This is a genomic window from Natronocella acetinitrilica, from assembly GCF_024170285.1.
GTDB classification, from domain to species: Bacteria; Pseudomonadota; Gammaproteobacteria; order Nitrococcales; family Aquisalimonadaceae; genus Natronocella; species Natronocella acetinitrilica.
The window spans coordinates 43,686-67,044 of the sequence record NZ_JALJXV010000013.1 but is presented as its reverse complement, the minus strand read 5'-3'; the positions used below and the strand labels follow the sequence as shown (position 1 = coordinate 67,044).

At 60.2% G+C, this 23,359-nt stretch carries 25 protein-coding genes; 7 read left to right on the top strand and 18 right to left on the bottom strand.

What is annotated here, in order from left to right; translation table 11 throughout:
• Window positions 1-24: 24 nt before the first annotated feature.
• From J2T57_RS20955 to J2T57_RS20935, 5 genes are all read right to left on the bottom strand, one after another.
• Window positions 25-1,122: an enolase C-terminal domain-like protein gene (locus J2T57_RS20955; protein ID WP_253485083.1), complete on the bottom strand. Its 1,098-nt coding sequence runs from the start codon at window positions 1,120-1,122 to the stop codon at window positions 25-27.
• A 91-nt stretch (window positions 1,123-1,213) separates the two neighbouring features.
• Window positions 1,214-1,402, bottom strand: coding sequence for a hypothetical protein (locus tag J2T57_RS20950; protein ID WP_253485080.1), 189 nt, complete (start codon window positions 1,400-1,402; stop codon window positions 1,214-1,216).
• A 280-nt stretch (window positions 1,403-1,682) separates the two neighbouring features.
• Window positions 1,683-3,983: a catalase gene (locus J2T57_RS20945; protein ID WP_253485077.1), complete on the bottom strand. Its 2,301-nt coding sequence runs from the start codon at window positions 3,981-3,983 to the stop codon at window positions 1,683-1,685.
• 215 nt (window positions 3,984-4,198) lie between these two features.
• Window positions 4,199-5,065, bottom strand: a complete 867-nt coding sequence (locus J2T57_RS20940) for a hypothetical protein (protein ID WP_253485074.1) — start codon at window positions 5,063-5,065, stop codon at window positions 4,199-4,201.
• Window positions 5,066-5,275: 210 nt separating this feature from the next.
• On the bottom strand, window positions 5,276-6,622 hold the full coding sequence (locus J2T57_RS20935) for a DUF2254 domain-containing protein (protein WP_366519138.1): 1,347 nt from the start codon (window positions 6,620-6,622) through the stop codon (window positions 5,276-5,278).
• A 406-nt stretch (window positions 6,623-7,028) separates the two neighbouring features.
• On the opposite strand from J2T57_RS20935, the gene J2T57_RS20930 reads away from it, so the two are divergent.
• Entirely contained in the window at window positions 7,029-7,436 is a 408-nt protein-coding gene (locus J2T57_RS20930; protein WP_253485069.1) for a CopG family transcriptional regulator, read from the top strand.
• Between the two features lie 24 nt (window positions 7,437-7,460).
• Window positions 7,461-8,699, top strand: coding sequence for an extracellular catalytic domain type 1 short-chain-length polyhydroxyalkanoate depolymerase (locus J2T57_RS20925; RefSeq protein WP_253485066.1), 1,239 nt, complete (start codon window positions 7,461-7,463; stop codon window positions 8,697-8,699).
• A gap of 28 nt (window positions 8,700-8,727) precedes the next feature.
• Here J2T57_RS20925 and J2T57_RS20920 read toward each other — a convergent pair whose 3' ends face one another.
• The gene (locus J2T57_RS20920) at window positions 8,728-9,231 is read right to left on the bottom strand and encodes a cupin domain-containing protein (RefSeq protein WP_253485063.1); all 504 of its coding nucleotides are present in this window, start codon (window positions 9,229-9,231) and stop codon (window positions 8,728-8,730) included.
• Between the two features lie 230 nt (window positions 9,232-9,461).
• A complete protein-coding gene (soxR, locus tag J2T57_RS20915) occupies window positions 9,462-9,917 on the bottom strand; it encodes a redox-sensitive transcriptional activator SoxR (RefSeq protein WP_253485060.1) in 456 nt (151 codons plus the stop codon).
• Window positions 9,918-10,057: 140 nt separating this feature from the next.
• On the opposite strand from soxR, the gene J2T57_RS20910 reads away from it, so the two are divergent.
• Window positions 10,058-10,690 carry an MBL fold metallo-hydrolase gene (locus tag J2T57_RS20910; RefSeq protein ID WP_253485056.1) on the top strand — a complete coding sequence of 211 codons (633 nt, stop codon included), beginning with the start codon at window positions 10,058-10,060 and terminating at the stop codon, window positions 10,688-10,690.
• Window positions 10,691-10,748: 58 nt separating this feature from the next.
• Here the strand turns inward: J2T57_RS20910 and J2T57_RS20905 are convergent, their stop codons facing one another.
• Together J2T57_RS20905 and J2T57_RS20900 are read right to left on the bottom strand one after the other, a co-directional pair.
• Complete coding sequence (locus J2T57_RS20905; protein WP_253485052.1) at window positions 10,749-11,648, bottom strand: EamA family transporter; 900 nt, start codon at window positions 11,646-11,648, stop codon at window positions 10,749-10,751.
• Window positions 11,649-11,787: 139 nt separating this feature from the next.
• Window positions 11,788-12,444: a LuxR C-terminal-related transcriptional regulator gene (locus J2T57_RS20900; protein ID WP_253485049.1), complete on the bottom strand. Its 657-nt coding sequence runs from the start codon at window positions 12,442-12,444 to the stop codon at window positions 11,788-11,790.
• A 127-nt stretch (window positions 12,445-12,571) separates the two neighbouring features.
• Between J2T57_RS20900 and J2T57_RS20895 the strand changes: the two genes are divergently transcribed.
• Window positions 12,572-12,976 carry a glutaredoxin family protein gene (locus tag J2T57_RS20895; protein WP_253485046.1) on the top strand — a complete coding sequence of 135 codons (405 nt, stop codon included), beginning with the start codon at window positions 12,572-12,574 and terminating at the stop codon, window positions 12,974-12,976.
• A gap of 12 nt (window positions 12,977-12,988) precedes the next feature.
• Here J2T57_RS20895 and J2T57_RS20890 read toward each other — a convergent pair whose 3' ends face one another.
• Window positions 12,989-13,870: a hypothetical protein gene (locus tag J2T57_RS20890; protein WP_253485043.1), complete on the bottom strand. Its 882-nt coding sequence runs from the start codon at window positions 13,868-13,870 to the stop codon at window positions 12,989-12,991.
• Between J2T57_RS20890 and J2T57_RS20885 the strand changes: the two genes are divergently transcribed.
• The gene (locus J2T57_RS20885; RefSeq protein WP_253485040.1) at window positions 13,851-15,161 is read left to right on the top strand and encodes an MFS transporter; all 1,311 of its coding nucleotides are present in this window, start codon (window positions 13,851-13,853) and stop codon (window positions 15,159-15,161) included. The genes J2T57_RS20890 and J2T57_RS20885 overlap by 20 nt on opposite strands.
• 10 nt (window positions 15,162-15,171) lie before the next feature.
• Here J2T57_RS20885 and J2T57_RS20880 read toward each other — a convergent pair whose 3' ends face one another.
• The 5 genes from J2T57_RS20880 to J2T57_RS20860 form a co-directional block, all read right to left on the bottom strand.
• Window positions 15,172-15,303 (bottom strand): DUF899 family protein, encoded by a 132-nt coding sequence (locus J2T57_RS20880; protein WP_253485037.1) that lies wholly within the window; start codon window positions 15,301-15,303, stop codon window positions 15,172-15,174.
• 81 nt (window positions 15,304-15,384) lie between these two features.
• Window positions 15,385-15,798, bottom strand: coding sequence for a nucleoside diphosphate kinase regulator (gene rnk, locus J2T57_RS20875; protein WP_253485035.1), 414 nt, complete (start codon window positions 15,796-15,798; stop codon window positions 15,385-15,387).
• Window positions 15,799-16,083: 285 nt separating this feature from the next.
• Complete coding sequence (locus J2T57_RS20870; protein WP_301289606.1) at window positions 16,084-16,494, bottom strand: GFA family protein; 411 nt, start codon at window positions 16,492-16,494, stop codon at window positions 16,084-16,086.
• Window positions 16,491-16,982, bottom strand: coding sequence for an AAC(3)-I family aminoglycoside N-acetyltransferase (locus tag J2T57_RS20865; RefSeq protein WP_253485020.1), 492 nt, complete (start codon window positions 16,980-16,982; stop codon window positions 16,491-16,493). The genes J2T57_RS20870 and J2T57_RS20865 overlap by 4 nt, the downstream gene beginning before the upstream one ends.
• A gap of 42 nt (window positions 16,983-17,024) precedes the next feature.
• On the bottom strand, window positions 17,025-17,510 hold the full coding sequence (locus tag J2T57_RS20860) for a VOC family protein (RefSeq protein ID WP_253485017.1): 486 nt from the start codon (window positions 17,508-17,510) through the stop codon (window positions 17,025-17,027).
• 395 nt (window positions 17,511-17,905) lie between these two features.
• Here J2T57_RS20860 and ahpC point away from each other — a divergent pair, with 395 nt between their 5' ends.
• Window positions 17,906-18,472, top strand: coding sequence for an alkyl hydroperoxide reductase subunit C (gene ahpC / locus J2T57_RS20855; protein ID WP_253485015.1), 567 nt, complete (start codon window positions 17,906-17,908; stop codon window positions 18,470-18,472).
• Between the two features lie 82 nt (window positions 18,473-18,554).
• A complete protein-coding gene (ahpF, locus tag J2T57_RS20850) occupies window positions 18,555-20,150 on the top strand; it encodes an alkyl hydroperoxide reductase subunit F (RefSeq protein ID WP_253485012.1) in 1,596 nt (531 codons plus the stop codon).
• Between the two features lie 88 nt (window positions 20,151-20,238).
• Here the strand turns inward: ahpF and J2T57_RS20845 are convergent, their stop codons facing one another.
• The 3 genes from J2T57_RS20845 to J2T57_RS20835 all read right to left on the bottom strand — a co-directional run bounded on the left by J2T57_RS20845 (window position 20,239) and on the right by J2T57_RS20835 (window position 23,092).
• Window positions 20,239-21,135, bottom strand: a complete 897-nt coding sequence (locus tag J2T57_RS20845) for an Nmad3 family putative nucleotide modification protein (RefSeq protein WP_253485009.1) — start codon at window positions 21,133-21,135, stop codon at window positions 20,239-20,241.
• Between the two features lie 48 nt (window positions 21,136-21,183).
• Window positions 21,184-21,633, bottom strand: a complete 450-nt coding sequence (locus J2T57_RS20840) for a CBS domain-containing protein (RefSeq protein ID WP_253485006.1) — start codon at window positions 21,631-21,633, stop codon at window positions 21,184-21,186.
• 103 nt (window positions 21,634-21,736) lie between these two features.
• A complete protein-coding gene (locus tag J2T57_RS20835; RefSeq protein WP_253485004.1) occupies window positions 21,737-23,092 on the bottom strand; it encodes a sensor domain-containing diguanylate cyclase in 1,356 nt (451 codons plus the stop codon).
• Window positions 23,093-23,359: the final 267 nt, after the last annotated feature.

The window sequence follows — 23,359 nt, the reverse complement described above, 5'->3', positions numbered from 1 at the left end:
TTGGCGCTGGATTACACATGGGAATCAATGCACCAGGTAACGGCCAACGGCGGCTTCGTCCCAGTCGATTCCCGTTCCCGGCGCATTTGGTATACCCGCCTGTCCATTTCTCACCTGCATGGGCTGGTTCAGGATGGGCGAGGCCCAGTCGACAAACTCCAGCCAGTGGCGTGTGGGCGTCGCAGCCATCAGGTGCACGCTTACTTCAGGGAAAAGATGAGTCGAGATAGGCATCCCCGCGGAATCCCCCAGGGCAGCCGCCTGCAACCATCCGCTAACGCCCCCGATCTTCATTGCATCGGGCATCCCGAGGTCAGACGCCCCGAAACCAAGGCTCATGGCCATCTCGGCAGGCCCCCACCAGTTCTCTCCCATCTGGATAGGGCATCGAGACGCGTCCCGCACACGCGCGTAACCCTGGTAATCGTGCGCGAGGCACGGTTCCTCGATCCAGTAGAGACCCTCGTCAGCCAGTGCGCGCACCCGATGCATGGCATCCGGAACAGACAGTGCCTGGTTGTAGTCCGCCATGAGGTGAACCTCATCACCGATGGCAGACTTCACCGCCCTCACCACCTTGATGTCGGTTTTCAGATCCGGGTAGCCCAGTCGAACCTTGATGGCGGAGAAGCCTGTCGCGACCAGTGATTGCGCCTCCGCGGGCGCAAGGTCAGCACCGATCAAGCCGAGCCCACAGCTGTTGTAGGCTGGGATATCAATAAGCTCAGCGCCGAGCGCACGCGCCAGGGGCTGCCCCTCAATTCGCGCAACAGCATCCCAGGCCGCCATGTCGATAGCTGCCAGCGCCATGCCTACGATCCCCGTTGTGCCAAGAAGGCGAAACCGGGCGTGAAGTGCACGATTGATCTCAAGCGGCGCGACTGACATTCCCTGGACAAGCGACTCCAGATTGGCCAGGAGATTGCACACAGGTTTCAGGACAAGTGGCGTGTAGCAGAACAGATAAGTTCGCCCGGTCACCGCTTCATTGGTGTGCAGATCAAGCAGAGCAAGGGGCGCTATGCGAATGGTTCCACTGCTGGTCTGTAACGGAAGCCGCATTGGAACCTGAACCGCCCGCACATCGAGGCTTCTGATGGTCTGCTGAACAGGCATGGTCATGACCCACCTCCAGGCAGGAAAAGGCCTTCCGCACCGTGATGACATCACGGTGCTTTGGGCCGTTGCATAAGGCCAAGCCTGGAGAACATCGTTACTGGAGATTATAACCGATCGCCGCAGCCGCCTTCCTCGCCACCGCCTGCTCGGCCGCCTCCACGGCACTCCTCAACCGTTCATCCTGAAACTCTTCATAGCCAACGCGCACAAATTCCACGCTGCGCAGCCCAATGAATGCCAGCATGGTAGTCAGGTGCGGCTCGAGAAAATTGAGCTGCGCCATGGGGCCGCCCGCACCGGGCAGTCTTCCTGCAGGCTGCCGAACTTCCGTTGGTGGTCGGACAATTGGTCACGATTGCGCGATAACGGTTGGTTCATGACGAGTCCCTTGTCACAGCCCTCTGTGGGTGCTTCCAATGGCAGCAAAGGTACCACCCCAGCTAAAAGCCGGACGCAATGACAGATCAGGGAAGAGTTTTCTTACCTTCTTGCACAAGCCTCTGGCCTTGCCTTCAACCCGCTTGTCACGGCGCGCCGGGACGTCATCAGATCGTAACGGCCAACTAGGCACCTCCGCGCAGGGGGTGACGATGTTTACTCAGCGCGTCGATAAAGGATGCTCCAACCTTCTCCAGATCCTTGCCTGCTGCCATGAAGAGGCCATCAGCCATCTTGGTGCCGGATGCTGATTTGACGGCTCCGGCTGACACAAGCAGTTTGCTTGATGCCCCGATAGCCAGAATCGTCTTGCCATGGTTGTATTGATTGGCGATGAACTCATTGGTCTGTTTTTGTGCAGCCAGCACCTCAACGCCCGCCTCGCCGTCGGGCAGTATCAGGGCATCGAACAAGACGCCAGGTGAGTTTTCCAGGGTTGCCTTCGCCTCCAGCGCCTGCTTATTGCCTGCCTTTACCGCACCCAGTTGCGGGCCGATCAACACCGGTACTGCCCCCACCTTGATCAGCATGGCGTGCAATCGGGCGATGGAGTCTCCCTCAATGCCATCGGCCAACAAGATGGCGACCTTGCGTGTACGTACCTCGCCGGTACCCGGCAATGCCGTCAGCGACAAGGCCGGAGACTGGGTGACCTCTGGATCGACTTTTTCACTCAGTGCTTTTGGCATGGCTTTGGGCACGGAAAGCCCCAGTCCTTTCGCGACTTCCTTTGCCAGATCTTTCGACACATTCACCAGGGAGGACAGCATGCGCTCACGAATTGCAGGCACCGTCACTTTCGATAATTCAAAACGGAATCCGCCGACGATGTGGTCTTTTTCCCAGTCCGTCTGACTCTCCCAGAACAGGGTTGCCTGGGTGTAGTGATCTGCGAACTTCTCCGGCTTGCCGCGCACCTTGTCTTCGCTGACGCGCTGCGGGAATGAAACGAAACCCATCTCGCCGGTCTGGAAAGGGCAGCCCCCGCCGAGGGAGTTTGGTTCGTAGGCGACCTTCCCCCTGTGCACGGTCTGGCGGTGCATGCCGTCACGCTGGTTGTTGTGGACCGGTGCGATGGGAGAATTGATGGGTATCTCGTGAAAATTGGGGCCACCCAGGCGCGAGATCTGCGTATCCACATAGGAATGAATTCGCCCAGCCAGTAACGGGTCATTGCTGAAATCGATGCCCGGGACCACATGGGCTGTGCAAAACGCCACCTGCTCGGTTTCAGCGAAAAAGTTGTCCGGGTTGCGATTCAGCACCATGCGGCCCACCGGGCGAACGGGTATCAGCTCCTCGGGTACGATCTTGGTGGAATCCAGCACGTCAAAGCTGAAGCCATCGGCCTGTTCCTCGGTGAAGATCTGCAGGCCCAACTCCCATTCGGGATATTCACCGGCTTCAATCGCATCCCACAGGTCACGGCGGTGGAAGTCGTTGTCAGCCCCCTGAATCTTGGCGGCTTCATCCCAGACCAGGGAGTGGGTGCCGAGCAATGGCTTCCAGTGGAACTTCACGAAATGTGAGACCCCCTGCGCGTTGACCAGCCGGAAGGTATGCACGCCGAAGCCCTGCATCATGCGATAACTGCGCGGAATGCCGCGATCTGACATGGCCCACATCAGGGTGTGGGTGGACTCGGGCATCAGCGAGACGAAGTCCCAGAAGGTGTCGTGTGCAGAGCCGGCCTGGGGCATACCGTTGTGTGGCTCGGGTTTGACGGCATGAACAAGGTCGGGAAACTTCATGGCATCCTGGATAAAGAACACGGGGATGTTGTTGCCCACCAGATCCCAGTTGCCCTCATCGGTATAAAATTTGACGGCGAAGCCGCGAATATCCCGCGCTGTATCAACAGAGCCCCGCTCACCAGCCACGGTGGAAAAGCGCACGAATACAGGCGTTACTTTTCCCTTTTCAGTAAAGGGTGCTGCGCGGGTAAACTCACTCAACTCGTCGTAGGCCGTAAAAATTCCGTGGGCCGCCGAGCCCCGCGCATGAACAATTCGTTCAGGAATGCGCTCATGGTCGAAGTGGGTGACTTTTTCCCGCAAGATGAAATCTTCCAGCAGCGCAGGACCGCGCAAACCGGCTTTCAGGGAGTTCTGATTGTCGCCTATGGGCACCCCATGATTGGTGGTCAACCGCTGAGCACTTGCGTCTGCCCGAACCCGCACGAGTGTGCCAATGGTTTCATTGCTGCCAGGATAAGCCGCCGCCCCCGTTTTGGCGGAGATATTGGTCTCACTGAGCGTGCTCGCGGTCACGGCCTCCGACGGCGGATCAGCTGTTATGCCTGGAGGCGGCGCCAAGGCGTTGTCGTGGCCATGTTCGAGTGCCTTATTGGCGTTATGCTTGATCTTTGCAACCAGATCCTGCGTATCTTCCGCCTGCGTGTCAGGAGTTACTTTTCGCTTTGCCATTGGGTGGTTACCTGAAAAGAGCCAGTGAATGGTTTCAGTCAGGCAGCGCGCTGGATTCTGATGGGCCGCCCGGAAATACCGTCAAAGAATGATTGCAAGCAAAATCACAATCGGTATGGGGACTCCGAGAAAAAGCAATAGAATTGATCGCATGGTCGACCTCCTGAATTAATTAAGAATAACGCTATGTAGACCTGCGCAAATCCAGACCTTTACTACGCCAACGCGTCCCGCTGACGACCGCCGACGGTGGCCATGAAGCTGGCGAAAAATGCACCACATAGCAGTGCCACAAACATCCACAATGAGGAGTAGGCGGCAGTCTTGCGAGTTGCCTCGGCAGTATCGAGTGCCGTCTGTCTTGCCTCTGTGGCCAATTCCCGCGCCTGATTCACGACTGTCGTAACCCGTTCCTGCGCTTGCTGCTCGGTCAGCCCAGTGTGGTTGGCAACGACTTGCGCTGCATAGCGAGAGTCTTCTGTGCTGAGATCACCATTAATCAGATCCCGAAATATGATGGTGGACAATTCGCTACGAATATCGTCATTGGCGCGTTGATCACCAGTGGCGCCCGGGCTGGTGCGCAGCAGTGAATCGACGAAATAATTCGAATCCTGATCGGCGCTGCCGTTTGTCGTTTCAACTAACGAGCCCGCTGCGCTGGCCGCACCGCCGGCTATTTCAGCTCCGGCTTTTGCCCCGCCGCTGAGTATGCCGCTGACAGTCGATGTCAGCAGAGCGGCGGCAAAAAGCGTCGCCACTGCCCAAGTGATAAGGCCATGAGCAGTGTCGCGAAAATACACTTCGTTGTTGTCGACATCGATCCATTTGACCCGCAAGCGTCCGGCCAGATAGCCACCGAGGCCTGACGCCGTAATCTGTGTAAAGGCAACCCAGATAAAGCTGGAAACACCAATGACGGCGGCAGAAACACCACTATTGGACCAAGGTGAAATACTCGACAAACCCAAGCCAAAGCCGAGAATCAGCAAAATAAAAGAGAACGCCGCAGCGCACGCGGCACCTGCCAGGATGGCGCCCCAGGAAACACCTGGATAATGGTTTCCAGCGGTGGTTTGCATAAATTTCCTCATTTGTGGGGAAATTGGTGATCTCTGCGAACCATATGTTCATTTTTTTGTGATGACCGTTCGCCGCCCAACATACGAAACGTGAACGGTTTCGTTGGGACATGAAGGAGCGGAAACATTCGCGAGGACTGTCTCTGCGTGTGTGGCGGCGTGAATACTTCAACGCTTACTTAAATGATAATGACGGCAGGTGCTTACGTATTAGCGGAGGTTCTCTGTGGGTTCGCTGTACAACTCGATTACCGCTTGCCAGAGCTCTTCGACCACCCGACGGTCCTCTTTCTCGGGCAGCTCCTCCTTCGCTCCCTGGGCGATCATTCTTGCGTGCAGCAGGAGAATGGCGCGATCCTCCGGACGATGCACGAATTCCGCGATCACCGCGATCGTCTCCAGCAGGCGGATAGTCACCGCGGCGCTGGAGCGGCTGTATTGCCGGATCTGATTGAACGCCGCATCCACGAAGTCCACGAAGGTATCGGCACGCGCGATGAGCCGAAGCTGGTTCCGGCAGTCATGGCGAAATGGTGACGGCATGTCTCGCGCTGCAAGTCGACACAGAGCTGATCCGAGAAGGTCCACACATGCGATGGCTGTGAACGGATCGTTGAGTCCAGTTGACTGCGCTCGAACCGCCATCTCCACAAGCTGGTTCACCGAGAACTCGATGTCCTGACCGGTGGTCCGCTGGTCGCCCATAACGAAGTAGGAATTGACTTCTTTCGCCAGGTCGTCTGTCACCCGGCTCCCCGGCGAGATCAACAACAGCGGAAGACCGGCGACGATATAGTTTCCAGGCTTTCGCTGCAGTCGAACAACAAAGTCCTTCTCCATCGCCAGCGCGAGCAGGGCGCCGCCGTCGATACTCTGAAGATAGCCATCCTTGTCCGCAGCGACTGGCTTCGCATCCCGATCGAACGCCTCGATAAATTTCACATTGGATAGGTCAGTCTTGCCCGGTTGGCCCTCCTGCCCGATTTCCTCCGGGAATAGTTGGTCGATCTTCTGAATCAATTCCTTGCCGATTCGCCCGGCGATCTCGTTGGCCTGGATGGAAACCGATACGTGATGGATGAAGTAGATCAGCACGCCTACGCTCGCCACCGCCAGCAAAACGCCGAGGCTGACCGACAGATTCGGTACGAACTCGACCTCTTCCGCGCGGCGGATCAGTCGGAGGACGAGCAAGCAATAGACGAAAGTGGCAATGAACGTGCCGAGAACAACCTGGGTGCTGGTATCTCGCATAAACGTCCGCAGCAGACGAGGCCCTAGCTGGGAAGATGCGAGCGATAGCGCGACCAACGTCATCGAGAAAACCACACCAGCGATGGTAATCATCGATCCGGCGATAACCTCCATCACGGCGCTGGCTGCTTCTGCTTCACCCCTGAACGTCCAGCCCAGGTTGACAGCCAACCAGTCCGTCAACGGCTCGTCAACGGCGACGCTCGCGAAGACCAACGCCACTGCCCCGCTGGCCATCAGCGATGGCACGAACCAGAAACTGGAACGAACGAGGTTCCAGTACTTGAAGAGTTGCAGTCTCACGATAAGGAGTCACGCCTGGGGGATTTCCTGTCACTCTTATCGAGCTGCGCTGTTTCTTTCTGTGCGACACCGAACTTGATGGAGCCGCGCTTCCACCCCTCCAACAGTGACCTGCCCAACGATTCTCTAACACCTCAGTCGGCCGCGGATGTGCCTTCGGTGATCGCCTCTTGCGCTTCCTCTTCGTCAGCGTCATCAAGATCAGTACGACAATTGCAGTCAAACGGCCGGAGGTTGCCTGGTCGGATTCCTTGCTCGTCGCCCGTCACGCTCGCCTCACGCCGAACACCCGGCTTTCAATGGCAGTGCATTGGCGCGTGACATATCCCCCAATTGAGCCTATCGTTTTACCATCCATACAGATGGTAATTGGATTCCCTTTAGATGGTGATAGATGGTGAAAAGTATGCAAGACACTAGAGCCAAGGCACTGGACAGCGAGAAAATCACCATCAACCTGGGGGTGGTGGATCTGGGCCAGGTGGATCTGCTCGTGCAGGAGGGTTTCTACTCCAACCGTACCGACCTGATTCGCACCGCCATCCGCAACCAGTTGGCGAAGCATGCCGATGTGATTCAGCAAACGGTGGCCCGCAAGTCCTTCGTGCTCGGTCTGCAGCGATACAGCCGCCAGGATCTGGAAGCGCTTCAGGCCGCTGGCCAGACCCTGCACATTCACGTCCTGGGCCTGGCCAGCATCGACAAGGATGTGCCACCCGAACTCGCTCTGGCCACCATTGAGTCAATCCACGTACTCGGCGCCCTGCAGGCCAGCCCAGCGGTCAAGGCCGCTCTTGCGGGCCGCATTCGATAACGTCACGGACAAGAGAACACACCCATGAACCAGACATTGCACGCAGTGATGCTTGAAGCAACCCGCCTGACCAACGCCGGCCAGCTGGCCGAAGCCACCGCCATGATCCAGCGCGCCCTGAATGGAAATCCCGCGCCGACAAGCGGCGGCAGCACCAGTGAATACGCGACCGAGACTCGCCGCTCAGCCCCCGGGCACTCGACAGCAAGGCGCGAGGAAGATGTCATCGAAGGCAGCTTTCATGTGGTGGGCTCCAACGGGTCCAGGCGACCGCATGGCCGCAAAGACGGGCCTTGTGCGTTTCGCGCGCGGCCGGCCAGTCCGCGACAGAAGCCCCAGGAAGCGCCGGCCCCGGGCCGATTCCTGGCGAGGACTTTCTCCAACAAGGGGGGCTCCCTGAACTACAAACTCTACGTGCCCACCGCCTACCGCGAGCAACCCCTGCCGCTGGTGATCATGCTCCATGGCTGCACACAGAGCCCCGACGATTTCGCCGCCGGCACGCGCATGAACCATTTGGCCGAGACGACGCCGTGCCTGGTGGCCTATCCCGCCCAGAACCAGAGCGCGAACATCTCCAGATGCTGGAACTGGTTCAAGCCCTCGGACCAGCAGCGCGACCAGGGCGAACCCGCCGTCATCGCCGGTATCACCCGTGAGATAGCCAGGGTCTACGCTGTGGACTCACGCCGGATCTACGTCGCAGGTCTGTCGTCTGGTGGCTCCATGGCCGCGATCATGGGTGCCACCTACCCCGATCTTTTCGCAGCGGTAGGCATACATTCCGGACCCGACTATTCCAACGCTCACGATCTGCCATCGGCTTTCGCCGCCATGCACGGCAGCACCGTTACATTCGGACTTCGGCAAGGAGCCACGAGCCGGACGGCAAGGCCTGGCAGGCCATTCGTGCCCAACATCATGTTCCATGGCGACCAGGACCACACTGTGCGCCCCGGCGAAAGCGATACGGTGTCGGAGCACTGGGGTACGCATCGATCCAGCGGACATTCAGAAAACGGGGCAGACGCCGCTCTCGACGTGCGCAGACAGCATGGTCAGGTGCCAAACGGCCATACCTACACCCAGTCCAGCTTTCGGGATCCGGCGGGCAAGGTGATGGCAGAACACTGGTTGATCCATGGCGCAGGACACGCCTGGTCGGGTGGCAGCGCCAGCGGCACCTACACCGATGGTCGCGGACCGGATGCGTCAGCAGAGATGCTGCGGTTCTTCCTGGAACACAAACTGGTGTCCGGGTGAAAAGCTACGCGCCAGCCGCCGACCGACACTACGACTTCGCATCAGGAAGCACAACGCCAGCTGCTCTGGCCGCCGAACGCACTGCTTCTGGCCAGTTAATGTTACCCGGGTCGTGGCCACTGGCCATGCCCATGAGGTAGCTGACCTCGGAGGACACGTTCCTGAACCCACGGGAGACGCCAGGAGGAATCGACACGGTATCCCAGGGCTCCAGTATCAGGCTTCGTTGCCCTTCCGGCCCCCAGAATACTTCCCATCGACCTGTCAGGGCGACGAACACTTCCTGCGTTAAATGGTTGTGCAGTGGTGCGGCCTTGCCGGGTTCACAGCGCACCAGGCTCATGTGGAAGCTCTCTGCCTGGAGGGGTGCGTCGGGTTGGTTACCAAGCACTCGATAGGTTGTTCGTTCGCAGCCAGGAATACCGGCATCGACATAGTCGTTCGTGGGCGTGAGTTTCCCGAAGCGGGCGACGCGCGCTTCCATTTCAGCAACAGTGGGGTTCGCGTCGGTGATCGGGGCTGTGGCAGGCATGGTAATCTCCCGGCGTTGATGCAGATGGCCATCTGATATGCGGCCTCACCTTCAGCTTAATCCGCCGGGTTCGGATCGCCAGCAAAAATGCCGGCCGGGCCGACCGGCGAACGGCACACGACGTTAATAAAGTCACCGACAATGCGACTCTCAGTTTACCCGGGCGCCTTAGTTCCGGCACAGTCAGTGCAGGCACACACCAAAGTAAGAGCGCAGGACACAGAAGGCGATTAACACAAATGGGCACCCGGGCCTTTGCGGGCGAGTCTGTCATCGGGGTTACGCAATTGGCATGCCTCCAGCGACAAGCAGCCGCAGCCGATACACTCACCTAGTTGATCCCTCAGTTGGGTCAGCAGGGTGATGCGGTTGCTCAGTTCATCGTGCCAGGTGGCGGAGAGTCGCTGCCAGTCCGCTGCGGTGACTGTCCGCCCGGTAGGCAGCGTCGCCAGTGCTTCAGAGATTGCCGTTAGCGGTAGTCCCAATCGCTGAGCCACCTTGATGACCGCGATCCGACGTAGCACGTCGCGATGAAAGCGTCGTTGATTACCACTGTTGCGCCAACCCTGTATCAGCCCCTGCTTTTCATAAAAGTGAATGGTGGACACGGCAACGCCACTGCGCCTTGCCACATCGCCCACACTGAGCGCAGCCCGCTGACGGATTCTCTTGGTTGATTCCGGCATCTCTCGCTCTCCATTGCCGATTCCGTGACTCGTAACACCTGCCTATTGCGACCCAATAACGCTTGACCTCAAGTTTACTTGAGGTCGCACACTCATCCACGAATGCTGGCAAGTCGCTAAGCGGAAAAGGAGCTCGCATCATGCAACCGATACTGCCGGATCTTTGGGAAACCGAGACTGAACATCCATTCCCCGGGCTAACCACACATGCCTACCTGTTCACTCGTCCACAGGGAAACATCCTGTTCTATAACACCAGCCGCCCCAGTGCATGGCCGGCGATCGAGGAATTGGGTGGTCTCGCCTGGCAACTGCTGAGCCATCAGGATGAAGTGGGCAGTTCGCTACAGACGATCCGCGAGCGCTTTGGAGCACGACTGGGCATCCACAAGAGCGAGCGTGAGATGGCGGCCGAATTCTGCGAACCGGACCTGCTGTTCGGTGAACCTGGCCCGCGGCCCGATGGCGTGGAAATCATCCCGAGCCCCGGCCATACCCCCGGCAGCACCTGCTTTCAGGTTGTCGGCCAGGGTGGATTGCGCTACCTCTTCACCGGGGACACCCTGTATCGGGCCAAGCGCGGCGAATGGCGAGCCGGAATGATTGATGGATACAGCGATCGTTCACAGCTGCGGAGCAGCCTGCAGATGTTGCGCACCCTGTCACCAGACGTGGTGATTTCCAGTGCGTTTACCGGCGATGCGGGGCACCAGCGCCTATCTGGCAACGACTGGCGGGAGCTGGTGAATAACGCCCTCGCAGCGTTGGGCTGAGCCCGACTGAGGAACGCGCTCTTGCCGCTTTCCGGCCGCAAGAGCGCAAATGCCCGTGTCAGGCTTGCATCATCATCACGATACCGGCCAGAGCGGCGGCTATCCCCGCCAGCTGCAACAGCGTGGCCCGTTCACGAAGAATGAGAAAGGCCAGGATTGCGGTTGGCACAGGTGTCAACGCACCGGCCACGGCGACAACCGACAACATGCCTTCGCGTGCAGCGATCACAAAGGTGAGCGTACCAAGCGTCTGGCACAGACCGACAATGCCCACGACCCACAGACTCCTCAAGTCTACTCGAAGGCGTGGCCGCAGCGCCGGGACCAGGACACCCACAACAAGCGCCGATGCCACGGTGGCGGCCGTTGCCGGCCACAGCGGGCTGCCGGACTGTGGCTGATCCAGGAACACAAAGAACAGGCCCAACCAAAGGCCGGCCACAGTGGCCTGGAAGATACCGCTATCACAGGCCAGGAATCCGCGCTGAAATCGACGGCCAGGAGAACGCCCCCCACGCCGGCCGCCCTGCTCCGCCGGCCCTTGCTCTACGGACTTTGCGCCGCCGCTCACCAAGGCGATTGCAACCACAACCAGCGCGATTCCAATGAGAGCGATTGTCGAGGGCCGTTCACCCAGCGATAAGCCAATCGCAAACGGCGCCGCCGCCGTCCATACGCCTGTGACGGCCGCGATGATGCCCATCTTGCCGTTGGCAAGCGCACGATAGTAGAGAATGAAGCCCAGCCCGAGAACGACACCTGCCGCACCACCCCAGGCAAGTTCGGCAACGCTTGGGCGACCACCGAGGGAGATCGCGACTATGGTAATGACCACAGCGCCAATGGACTGCGAGTACAAAACCAAAGTCAGCGGGGCCATCTTTCGCCCCACCAGCCCAGCAAGAAAGTCGGCGACCCCGAAACTGATCGCAGTCAACAACCCGAATAACAAGAACACGGGAACCCCCTCGCGTAGCGCATGGAATTCAATCGATCAGCCCCGATCGGGCTGTAGCGAGGAGGAGCGTGAAGGATCCATAACGTCGACACATCGGTCCAAAGACCGATGCAGAAAACCACCCTGCGTGTTGGCGGGACTAACCGTCGGGGCTGGCGCGCTGCTCCGCGAGGGGCGGTTCGAGCAGTGAGGTGGCCTGAGCGTACACAGCCAGGTGAACCCGGCTCGACATGCCCAGCTTGTCCAGCAGACTGCTCACGTGGGTTTTCACGGTCTTCTCCGTGATGCCAAGACGCTGAGCAATTTCCGCATTACAGGCACCTTCCGCGATCAGCGCCAACACCTGACACTCCCGATCGGTAACACAGTCGCGTATCGGGTCTTCCGCCAGCGCCTTGCACGCGAGCGGATCCATCACTGTCCTGCCCTCACCAATCGCGCACAAGGCAGTTCGCATCTGCTCCGAACCGGCACCATGAGAGAGGTATCCACAGGCACCCAGCCGCAAGGCCTCCCGTATGTAGTCCGGATGCAGTTCACGGGTGAGAACAGCCACACGCTCGGTGCAATGACCGTTCGCCAGGTGTTGCAAGAGCGAGAAGCCTGACTCGCCGGGAAGATCGATTTCGAGCAGCACGACGTCGACATCTATCGCATCCAATGCCGTACGTGCATCATTGACGTTGGCGGCTTCGCCCACAAGCGAATAACCCGGCCACGACGCGACCAGCGCCCCCATAGCCTCGCGGAAAAGGCGATCGCCGTTGACAAGGAAAATCGTGGTTTCCCGCTGCATGGCTCCACCCACAACTGGCCGCACATCGAAGCGCAAAGCTTACAATGTACTTGGCGGTATACCCTGAGCAACCGCGCCATACTTGATATCCTGGTTGCTCAATTCCCCGACGACGAGGCGAACAACCTTGAAGATCGCGATTCGTTATTTCTTCCGCGGCGTCCGAGCAGTGCTCACGCCGGTCATACTGGGCTATGAGAAACTCACCACGCCCAAGCCCATAGACCGCGCTCCGACAGAACAGGCAGAGCTTGACAAGGCGGGCAAACAGCTCGTTCTCTATCAGTTTCAGGCGTGTCCCTTCTGCATGAAGGTGCGCAAGGAGATGGCCCGCCTGGGCCTGACTACCGTGGAAATGCGCGATGCGCGCAACGACAGCGCTCACCGAGCGGCGCTTGAGGCCGGTGGCGGCAAGGTCAAGGTGCCCTGTCTGCTGATCCACCATGAAGACGGCCAGCAGGAGTGGATGTACGAATCAGATGCCATCAACGCCTGGCTTGCCGACAGATTCGACGCCCCCTCCACTAACTGACGTTTCTCCTCCTCAGCGGGGTCGCCAGGCGACGTTCTGCATCGCTTGCAAGTCCTGTTGGCTGGCAAAGCCCGGCAGTGTGTCGATTGCATCGAAGAACACCGGAGACGCGATCACGTACTGCCTGACCTCGTTCCAGAAGATCCCGGGGTGGTTGTCACGAAAATAGGCGGCACGCTCGGTACTCGAAAGACGTCCGACCTCGACCAGCAGCGTGTTGACACGTGCAGCGTCATAATCCGCGAGCTCGAGTATGGCCGTCATATCGAGATTGCGGGACACCGCCGAATGGCCGGAGATGGAGCTGAGACATCCCTGCGTGCCAAGACTGGCACCGGACAGGAAAAACGTGCTGACGCTTCGGACCTTGTCACACAGCGCAGGATTGTTTGTTGCCTCGGCCACATCACGGAAACAGGTGCTGCGCAGATACGAAACCTGCGTGCCGCGACTGTTGAAGCCAGCCACTCGCATGCTGTCCGGGTGAATGAGATAGCACGGCTTTTCAGACCAGATATCGGTCGCCAGGGCGAGAAAGAGCTGTTCGACCGGTTCCGGCTGGCGCCAGTTTGACGAAAAGACCTTGTCGTCGGCGTCGCTGAAGGCGCCGCAGGCGCTCATCGCGAGCGCCATGACCAGCATGAAGGCCAGGTAACCGAACCGATTAGCGCGAGGGCGGACGTCCCTGGAAATTCTGCGATCAATCATGAAGCCTCCTGCTTCGATTCGCGCGCAGAGGACAGAATACCCCGCGCGGCCATCCGAACGCTGGAACGGATCACGAAATTGACAGACTCCGAAGGTGACCTCCATCATGCCGGCACTGCGGATAGCAGCCGCTACGCGCAATCCGCACGCGACCCGGGAGGCCTGCATGAAGACGCTTTCCAGCATCGGATTTGCGCTATTCGGCGCAGCGCTGATCGCGATCAGCTACGGACTAGCGCGCTTCGCATTCGGGCTGTTCGTCCCGCCCATTCGCGCCGAGTTGGAACTGACGTCTTACGAAATCGGCATCATCGGCGCGCTTCCGCTGATCAGTTTCGTACTGGCTGTGCTGGTTGCCCCATTCCTGGCCGACCGCCTCGGTGCACGCAACACGGCGATGCTTGCTGGCGGCTTCGGTGCCGTCGGCCTGACGCTGATCAGCCAGGCCCCAGGCCCGCTAGCGCTTGGCTTCGGCGTGTTCGCATGCGGCATCTGCACCGGCTTGATGATGCCGGCACTGACAGCCGCAATGCAGGTGCTTGTAGACCGGGCAGTGCACGGACGCGTGAGCTCCGTCATGAACGCGGGCACCAGCATCGGCGTGATCGTGGCCGTGCCGACAGTCCTGTTTCTGGCCGACGCGTGGCGTCTCGCTTACTTGTCCTTTGCCGTTTTGGCAGGCGTCGGGATCATCGCTGCGTGGTTCTTCATCCCCTCGGTGTCGCGGATCATCCCGTCGAACGCAGCGCCCCCGCCGCGAATCACGGCATTGCAATGGTGGCGTCTCTCCCGGCTCTCGTTGTTTGCCTTCGCGATGGGCTTCATCTCTGCGCCGTACTGGATTTTCGCGCCCGATCTAGCGGTAACCCTCGGCGCCCTGCCGTCCAGCCAGACCGCATTGCTGTGGCTCGCGGTGGGCATCGCCGGCCTCGGGGGCGCCGTGGTGAGCGACCTGGCCGATCGCAATAACCCGCCCATCACCCACGCCTTGATGCTGATCATGCTGGCAGCAAGTCTGGCATTGCTCGCCGCGAGCCCCGGTCAGCTGCTGCTGGCAGCCTACTCCGCGCTGGTATTCGGCCTTGCCTACATGAGCCTGACGGGGCTGTACCTTCTGACCGCAATCCGACTGTTGCCAGGACGGTTGTCCGTGGGCCCTGTGCTGCCGTTCATGGCCGTCGCCCTGGGGCAGGCGGCAGGCTCGCCCATTGTCGGCTTGCTGGTAGGTGAATTCGGCTATGCCGATGCGTTTGCCATGTTTTCCGCTGTCGGCATCCTGGTCGCGCTCCTGTCGCCACTGTATCCGCGCTACATTGACCCTGAGCCCGAAGCACAGGCCGAACTGGCGGAGCCGGCCGAACAGACCGGCCTGCAGGCGGCTTACGACCAGCAGCTCGTCGACGAAGAGGGTCAGCCACTAGAGTTCGTCGATCCGATCGAAGTCGATGTAATCGAAATAGAAGCCGAGAAAGTGTAAAGAACGAACTTTACTGTCGGCGCCCTTCGAAGAGATCAAGCAGGCTCACCCGGCCAGTCGGGCCATCGAAGGTATAGTGAGACCGCACCTCGACCATGGACAGGCGGCGACGCTCGGCGTGGGGCACGGCAACATCCTCCATGAATGGGGATCGAGCGCATCATGCTACTTGCACTACGGGCAATCGCAGCAGCGAAGGACCCGGCCTGGGGAAGTGCCAGCCTCAGCGGTGCAGCTCGCCTGCCCTTTCCGGCTGGTAGAGCACATCCACCACAGACACGCGAAGCATTCCACCACCTGGCTTCGGCCACTCAATCGAGTCGCCAACGGACAACCCAAGCAGGGCGCTGCCGATGGGCGTAAGAATCGAGATCTTGTCATCGCCCGCGTCCAGGCCCTTGCGATAAACCAGGGTCAGGGTGAACTCCCGCGAGGAAGATTCCACGCGAAACTTCACCGTGGAGTTCATCGTAATCACCGTTGGCGGGACGTCCTTGGGATCCACGATCTCCGCGCGGTCCAGTTCGGCTTCAAGCTCCTCCTTCCCAGGAACGGATTCCGCGGGCACCGAATCAAGCAGCACCTTCAGCCGCTCGGCGTCCAGCGACGAAATAACGATTGGGGGTCTCGCGTTCATGCCATCTCTTCTCATGGATGTGTTATTCAAGGGGGAGCGTCGCACCCGCCAGGGAGCGCTTACTTAAGGTGCCCCCCTATATGCTGAAACATCAGCCTGATCGCACAACCTCAATTATTTGTCGTAATGTACCACTTGGGCTTTAACCGCCCGAAATCCGTGCGTACATTCACTATCACGGCTTTTCTGGAGGCCAGCACCATTGCATCACCGCCATCCCGGGCGAACACGACCCATTGCCAGAACGGCTTGCCATTCTAATGACGGGAGATATCCCACGCCTTTCTACTGGTCATCGCCTTTGGTGAACTGCGCGAAGACCTGCTCGCCGGTCATGGTTGGCGTCTGATTCGCGAAATCGTAATAGCCCGGCTTCTGGTCGATAAAGATCTGGCTGTTCATGACGAAACCGGAACCGGGCTCGAAAAGGCCGGCGGGTAGTATGTACTCGTTGGCCGGTAGCAAGTGATAGAAGAGGTGGGTTCCGCAGGTTGGGCAGAACCCCCGCTCCGCCCAATCCGACGACCGATAGCTGGCTGGCTGCTGCGTGCCGGTGAACGTGACCTCCGGGCCGCAGTGCACCGCGAGCATGGGGCCGCCTCCCCACCGCCTGCACATGTTGCAGTGGCAGACATCGATCCTGGCATGCTCCCCCGCCGAAACTTCAATTGCCCCGCAAAGACAGGAACCCTTCATGTGTGACCTCCTTGCTTGTCAGCTTCACCAGGGTTGATCGGGATGTCGAAGTGCAGAACCTCTTCGCGTCTTCCAAGCTTGCTGTAGAGGGCGATGGAGGGCTCGTCCTCAACGCCGGTGTCGGCCTGAACGAAGATCACGTAGGCCCCACGCTTGGCGGCAACTGCCTTCAGCGCTTCAATCAGCGCAGTGGCGATTCCCCGTCGGCGATAGCGGGCTGATACTGCGAGATCATAAATATAGATTTCGCTGCGCGCCTGCTCAAACTTCCTGAGTTCGTAGGCCGCAAGCCCGCCAACAACCGCGCTGCCGTCCATCGCCACCAGTGCAATGAAGGTGCCGCTGCCGAGCAACTGCCGCAGGTAGTCATCGCCCGGCCGCTGCTCGATGTAGGTGTGCGGCTCGTTGAACACCTCGCCAAACATCGTCAGCAGCGCGTGCATCAAACCAATATCGTCTGGCGTCAGGTGGCGAATGTCCACAGGCATCACGAACTCCCACGGCACACTGTTGCCAAGGCACTCCCCCGCTCATCCGCGGACGGCCGCCTCGATTGCGGCAATGTCGATCTTTCTCATCTGCATCATGGCATCAAATGCGCGCTTTGCTGCAGCCGGGTCAGGGTCGGAGATGGCTTTCGTTAGGGCAATCGGCGTGATCTGCCAGGACAACCCCCACTTGTCCTTGCACCAGCCGCACACACTCTCCTCGCCGCCGTTGCCGACAATCGCGTTCCAGTAGCGATCCGTCTCTTCCTGGCTGGCCGTGGCCACCTGGAACGAGAAAGCCTCGCTGTGGGTGAACGCGGACCCACCATTGAGCCCAAGGCACGGGATGCCCAGGACCACGAACTCCACGGTGAGCACATCCCCCTTGGTGCCGGCGGGGTAGTCTCCGGGCGCGCGGTAGATTGCGCCAACTGACGATTCCGGAAAGGTCTCGGCGTAGAAGTGAGCTGCCTCCTCGGCGGCGCCGTCGTACCACAGGCAGACGGTATTCCTTGCAGTCGTTGTCATGGGGCTCCTCCGCTTGGCTTCGGGCCATGCACGTGCACGGCCAACACCAAAGAGTCGGGCGAGGCGGGCCTCAATCGACACGGATCTGCCCATCTCGGGATGGCGCGGCGCACAAGCCGGGGTTGCCCAAGCTTCATCATACGTCGCGGACGCTGGCTGGCCCGTCTTTGCGTTGACTGGCTCACTGATCTCCCGCACGGCCGCAGTCCGGGGGGCTGCGTTCTCGTGCCAGGAATCAATGATTGGTTTTCATCAAGCACCCCAGCAGACATTGATCGATAAAAGCTATCGACAAGCAAGATAAATCCAATTTCGGGATATTCGTCCCTCCGGCTAGTATTGTGCGGTGCAAAAAATTTTGGGTCTTAAAATTCATATCTATTGGAGCATCGTCCATGGCCAGCTACATCAATACCGAGGTCAAGCCGTTCACTGCCACCGCCTACCATAATGGTGAGTTCATTCAGGTTTCCAGCGACGACCTGAAGGGCAAGTGGTCGGTCATGTTCTTCTACCCGGCGGATTTCACCTTTGTCTGCCCGACGGAATTGGGTGATCTGGCGGATCACTACGACGAATTTCAGAAGCGGGGCGTGGAGATCTACTCCGTGTCCACCGACACCCACTTCACCCACAAGGCGTGGCACGACTCCTCGGAGACGATCAACAAGATCCAGTACCCGATGATCGCCGACCCCTCCGGCAACATCACCCGCGACTTCGACGTGATGATCGAAGAAGCCGGCCTCGCCGATCGCGGCACTTTTGTTATCGATCCGGACGGCAAGATCCAGATCGTCGAGATCAACTCCGGCGGCATCGGCCGTGACGCTGCGGAACTGCTGCGCAAGATCAAGGCAGCCCAGTACATCCGTGCGAACCCCAACGAAGTCTGCCCCGCCAAGTGGGAAGAAGGCGAGGAAACCCTGGCGCCGTCGCTGGACCTGGTCGGCAAGATCTAGGTTCTTCCCCTGCCGTGCCATCGGGCTGCCCACGGGCAGCCCGATTCATCGTTTGCGGGTCACAGCAATCCGAGGACACGTCATGCTTGATGCAAACATCAAAAAGCAGTTGGACGGCTATCTCACGCACATCGCACACCCCATCGAACTGAGTGTGTCGCCAGGTGAGACTGACAAGGGCCGGGAGTTGTTGGGCCTGGCCGAGGAAATCACGAGCCTGTCGGATCACATCGGCGTGAAGCAGGTGAGCGGCGATCGTTCGCCGAACATGGGCGTTGCGCAGCGCGGCGAAACGCCGCGGGTCCACTTTGCCGGCATCCCCATGGGCCACGAGTTCACCTCGCTGGTGCTCGCCCTGCTGCAGACGGGAGGCCACCCCTCCAAGGCCGATCCGGCGCTGCTGGACCAGATCCGCGAGCTTGACGGCGACTACGAGTTCGAGACCTTTATCTCGCTGTCCTGCCAGAACTGCCCGGATGTGGTGCAGGCGCTGAACCTGATGGCCACGCTGAACCCGCGCATCCGCCACACCATGATCGACGGCGGCCTGTTTCAGGACGAAGTGGAAGCCCGCGAGGTCATGGGCGTTCCGGCGGTCTTTCTGAACGGAAAGCCCTTTGGCAACGGGCGCATGAGCCTGGCTGAGATCGTCAGCAAGCTGGACGATGGCGCCGCCGCGCGTCAGGCCGAGAAGCTGAAGGAGAAGGCTCCCTACGACGTGCTCATCGTCGGTGGCGGCCCGGCCGGTGCGGCCGCAGCCATCTATGCGGCACGCAAGGGCATTCGCACGGGCCTGATATCCGAGAACTTCGGCGGCCAGGTGTCCGACACCATGGGCATCGAGAACATGATCTCGATGCCCTACACGGAAGGGCCAAAGCTGGTCGCGCAGATGGAGCAGCACGTCAAGGAATACGACGTGGAGATCATCACCGATCAGCGGGCGGTCGGCATCCGCGAAGGCGGCTATGTCGAGCTGGATCTGGCCAGCGAGGCCACGCTGCGCAGCCGCTCTGTCATTCTGGCCACCGGTGCCCGCTGGCGTGAGCTGTCGGTGCCCGGCGAACAGGAGTATCGCAACAAGGGCGTGGCCTACTGTCCACACTGTGATGGCCCGTTCTACAAGGGCAAGCGGGTGGCGGTGATCGGCGGCGGCAACTCCGGCATCGAGGCCGCCATCGACCTCGCAGGTATTGTCGAGCACGTCACCGTGCTGGAGTTTGCCGACTCTCTCAAGGCGGATGACGTCCTGCAGCGCAAGGCTGAGTCACTGTCCAACATCGACATCATCTGCAACGCCCAGACGACGGAAGTGGTGGGCGACGGCAAACGGGTCACCGGGCTGCATTACACGCACCGGGCCACCGGCGAGTCACACCTGCTGGAAGTGGCCGGTATTTTCGTGCAGATCGGCCTGATCCCCAACTCGGAATGGCTGCGTGACAGCGACATCAAGCTGAGCCGCTTCGGTGAGATCGAAATCGACGAGCGCGGCGCCACGTCAATCCCGGGTGTGTTCGCCGCCGGTGACGTGACCACCGAGCCGTACAAGCAGATCGTCATCGCCATGGGTGCCGGTTCCACCGCCGCGCTCAGCGCCTTCGATCACCTGATCCGGACGCCCGACCCGGCCGAGGAGAAGGTCGACACCAGAGAGGCCGCCGAGCAGGCAGCCTGAGGGAGGGCCGCGTGGGCGCTGTCTCGTGTATTCCGCGAGACAGCACCATGCGGGCAGCATCTCCTGAACATTTCAGGGCTACTCTGGCCTACTTCAATCTCTCCAAGCGCCCCTTACGCTTCACGAGGTTTTTGTAGTCCCATTGACCCAAGTTCCGCAGCCACGGGATTGCCTCCGGGTAGTCGTCAATGTGCAGCACGAACTCCTGGCCGCGCTTCACGACGTCCAATCGCGTAGTGCCGCCCTGGCGTTCCCACCGTTCCGCCTTGCCGTGGTAGGACAGCGGCGTCCGGCCCGGGACCGGGTAGAACCAGTCCGGCAACAGCCACGGCGTGGTTCCCCTGGCGGCGGGGGACGTGAGCTGGAGCCTGGGGCAAAATCGCTTGAACGTGCCGGCCCCCGGCAAGCCCGCGTCTTCGCCATGGAGTGTCAGAGTCGGCGATGCCACGTAAACGACATTGTTGGCGCCGCTCTCCCACTGGAAGTGTGGATGATATTGCGCCCATGCATAGCCTTTGGGCGCGCCGCCATCCAGAGGCAGTACCTCGGCGATCTGCATCCAGCCCCAGATGACATGCCGCGATGGGGCGTTAGGCACCCACGCCCAGCCATCTTCTCGACGCCGGACCGGCCTGAACAGCCCGAAGAACAGGAAGACGTCGCCCGCGCCAACACCCTGGTTCCGCAGGTGACTTTGCGCCGCGCCAGCCTGGCCGAACAACGGCCGCCAGCCCGGAAGGCGGGCAAGGGAGGTTTCCATGAGGTCAGGGTCGAGGTGGGCCCGGTGGTCGGCGTGTATCTTCCCCCGCGTGAGTTGGGTGACGAGGGATCCTAACGGTTCTCCCTGGCAATGGATGTCGCCATAGCGGATGGTGGATCTATTGTCCGGAATGGGAAGGGAGACCATCCTGCCATCCGGGAAGATGGGGCTGGCGGTGCCGCCTGCCGTCGAATCGAAACCCTTCCGGCTGAGAATCAGCTTCATTGTCGGGGCTGTCGCGTGAATGTCCTGCCGCCTCGCGAACCTTTGTGGCTAAGGGCGTTGGTGAGCCTCCCTAATGCGCTGGCGATCGACCACGGCGCTGAGGTCGGCAAGCATCTCGGCGGCAATTCCGATCGCGTCGTCGACGGTGATGATCCCGACGAGCATTCCAGCGTCGTTGACCACCGGTAGCCGACGAACGGCTCGCTGCCGCATCACTTGGAGGACATCGGCAAGGCTGTCGGTATCGTAAGCCAGCGTTGGTGGCCCGGTCACGAGGTCTCGCACGGCCACCGTGTCGGCATCGACCTCGGCCGCGATCACCTCGACCACGAGATCGCGATCGGTGACGACGCCAACCGGGAAGCGCTCCCCGTCCCGCTCGTCGATAACCACCAGGGCACCGACATGATGCTGGCGCATCAATTGGGCGGCCGTCCGCAGTGACTCTTCACCGACAACAATCACAACGTCGCGGGTGCAGTGCTCGCCTATGCTCATCTGAAAGCTCTCCCGGGAGGATGTACCGGGGACATTACGCCGCCCTCGCCTTGCGCACCTTGATCGACGTCATGTCAACCCTAGCCAGCCAGGCTTCGGAGGCTCATGCTTCCAAGGAGTTGGAACCGCCGACAGGAACCGGCGCTACGTTTTCGCAGTCTTCTATGTCACCCCTCGGACGCACACGATTACGGCCCTCGGCCTTGGCGGCGTAAAGGCACCGGTCCGCGCGACCGACCAGATGTTCCGGGCTCGTGTCAGTATTGCGTAGCACCGATACGCCGATACTCACGGTAACACCGATCAGGCCTTGCGGGCTGTCACAGGCCAAGGTCTCTACGATGCTGCGAAGCCGGTCGGCGAGAAGGCGGGCCGAGTGCAGGCTGCTTTCGGGAAGCAGTATGGCGAACTCCTCGCCCCCCATCCGCGCAAAGCAGTCACTGGCTCGAATTTCCGGCATCACGATGCTGGCGAATTCCTTGAGAACGGCATCCCCGGCAGCGTGACCATAAGAATCGTTGATCTTTTTGAAGTGGTCCAGATCAAGCATCAACACGCTGAGGTCATGACCATAGCGCCGCGCGCGTCGGTACTCCTCCTCCAGGGCGTCCATCAGCGTCCGCCGGTTGGCTATGCCCGTGAGCGGATCCGTCTGGGACATGTTCAGGAGTTTATCGGTCATGCGCTGCATCTCGGTGACATCACGGTAGAACCAGATGCGCCCCCAGTAGTCTCCCTCCAGCCCATTCAGACCCCGTGAATAACGCTCCAGCACGCGGCCATCCGTCATCCTGATATGGACCCCATCTTCCTTTTCGCCCAGAGAGGCACAAAGCTCTCTGATCCTCTGCACAAAACTGGCGGGATGCTCCAGTTGCTCAGCCACTGCCTGCAGCGCGGCCTCGCCGTCCCGCGCATCCATGATTGCCTCGGGAATATTCCATATCTCCAGGAAACGGCGATTCCACGTCTTGATCCGCCAATCGGCATCCACGACCAGAATGCCGTCTGTTGATTCGTCCAGATAGGCGCTCATAACGGTCGATTGGTAGCGGGACTCCAGTTCAAGATGCACTTGGTGGCTGATCTCGTAGGCCGTACCCAGCAGGCGGGTGACCCGGCCAGTCTCATCAATAAAGGGCACGAGACTGGTTTGCCAGAATGTTCGGCCAATTGGCAGATCCAGTGCTTCCTGGTAGTCAGTGGCAGCCTTGCTGGTGACGCAGCGACGGTAATTCGCTTTGACCCTGGCTTCCATCTCGGGCGAGAGGAGTTCCGTCAAACTGCGCCCGGCAACCTCGTCAAGCTTCATTCCGGTCAGCTTTTCGTGGCGGGCATTGTTCGCGGCAAGACGGAATTCGTCGGCGGACACGACATCAATCACGAAAGCCGCAACCCCAAGATAATCCAGCATCTTGCGCAGTTCGACGGGGTCGCGATTGACACTGATTTCTTTCATCTCATTACCTGCGAACAAGCAGTAGCCAACGCCCGAACAGGGAGCCCCCTTACGGCGCCATCGCGGCCACGATTAAAATAGCTCGTAACGCCCTGCGCGGGCCCGCTCGCAAATACGTACCGGTCCGGGTGCCTGCCCACGAGCCCGGTGTGCAGCATCGCCGGCTGCGATTGCGGCACGGGTACAGCGTTTGATCGCTGACACCGTGCCGCTTGGCGACTAGCTTAACCCGCCGGCTTCGGAGCGTCAGCGGAAAGGCCAACCGGG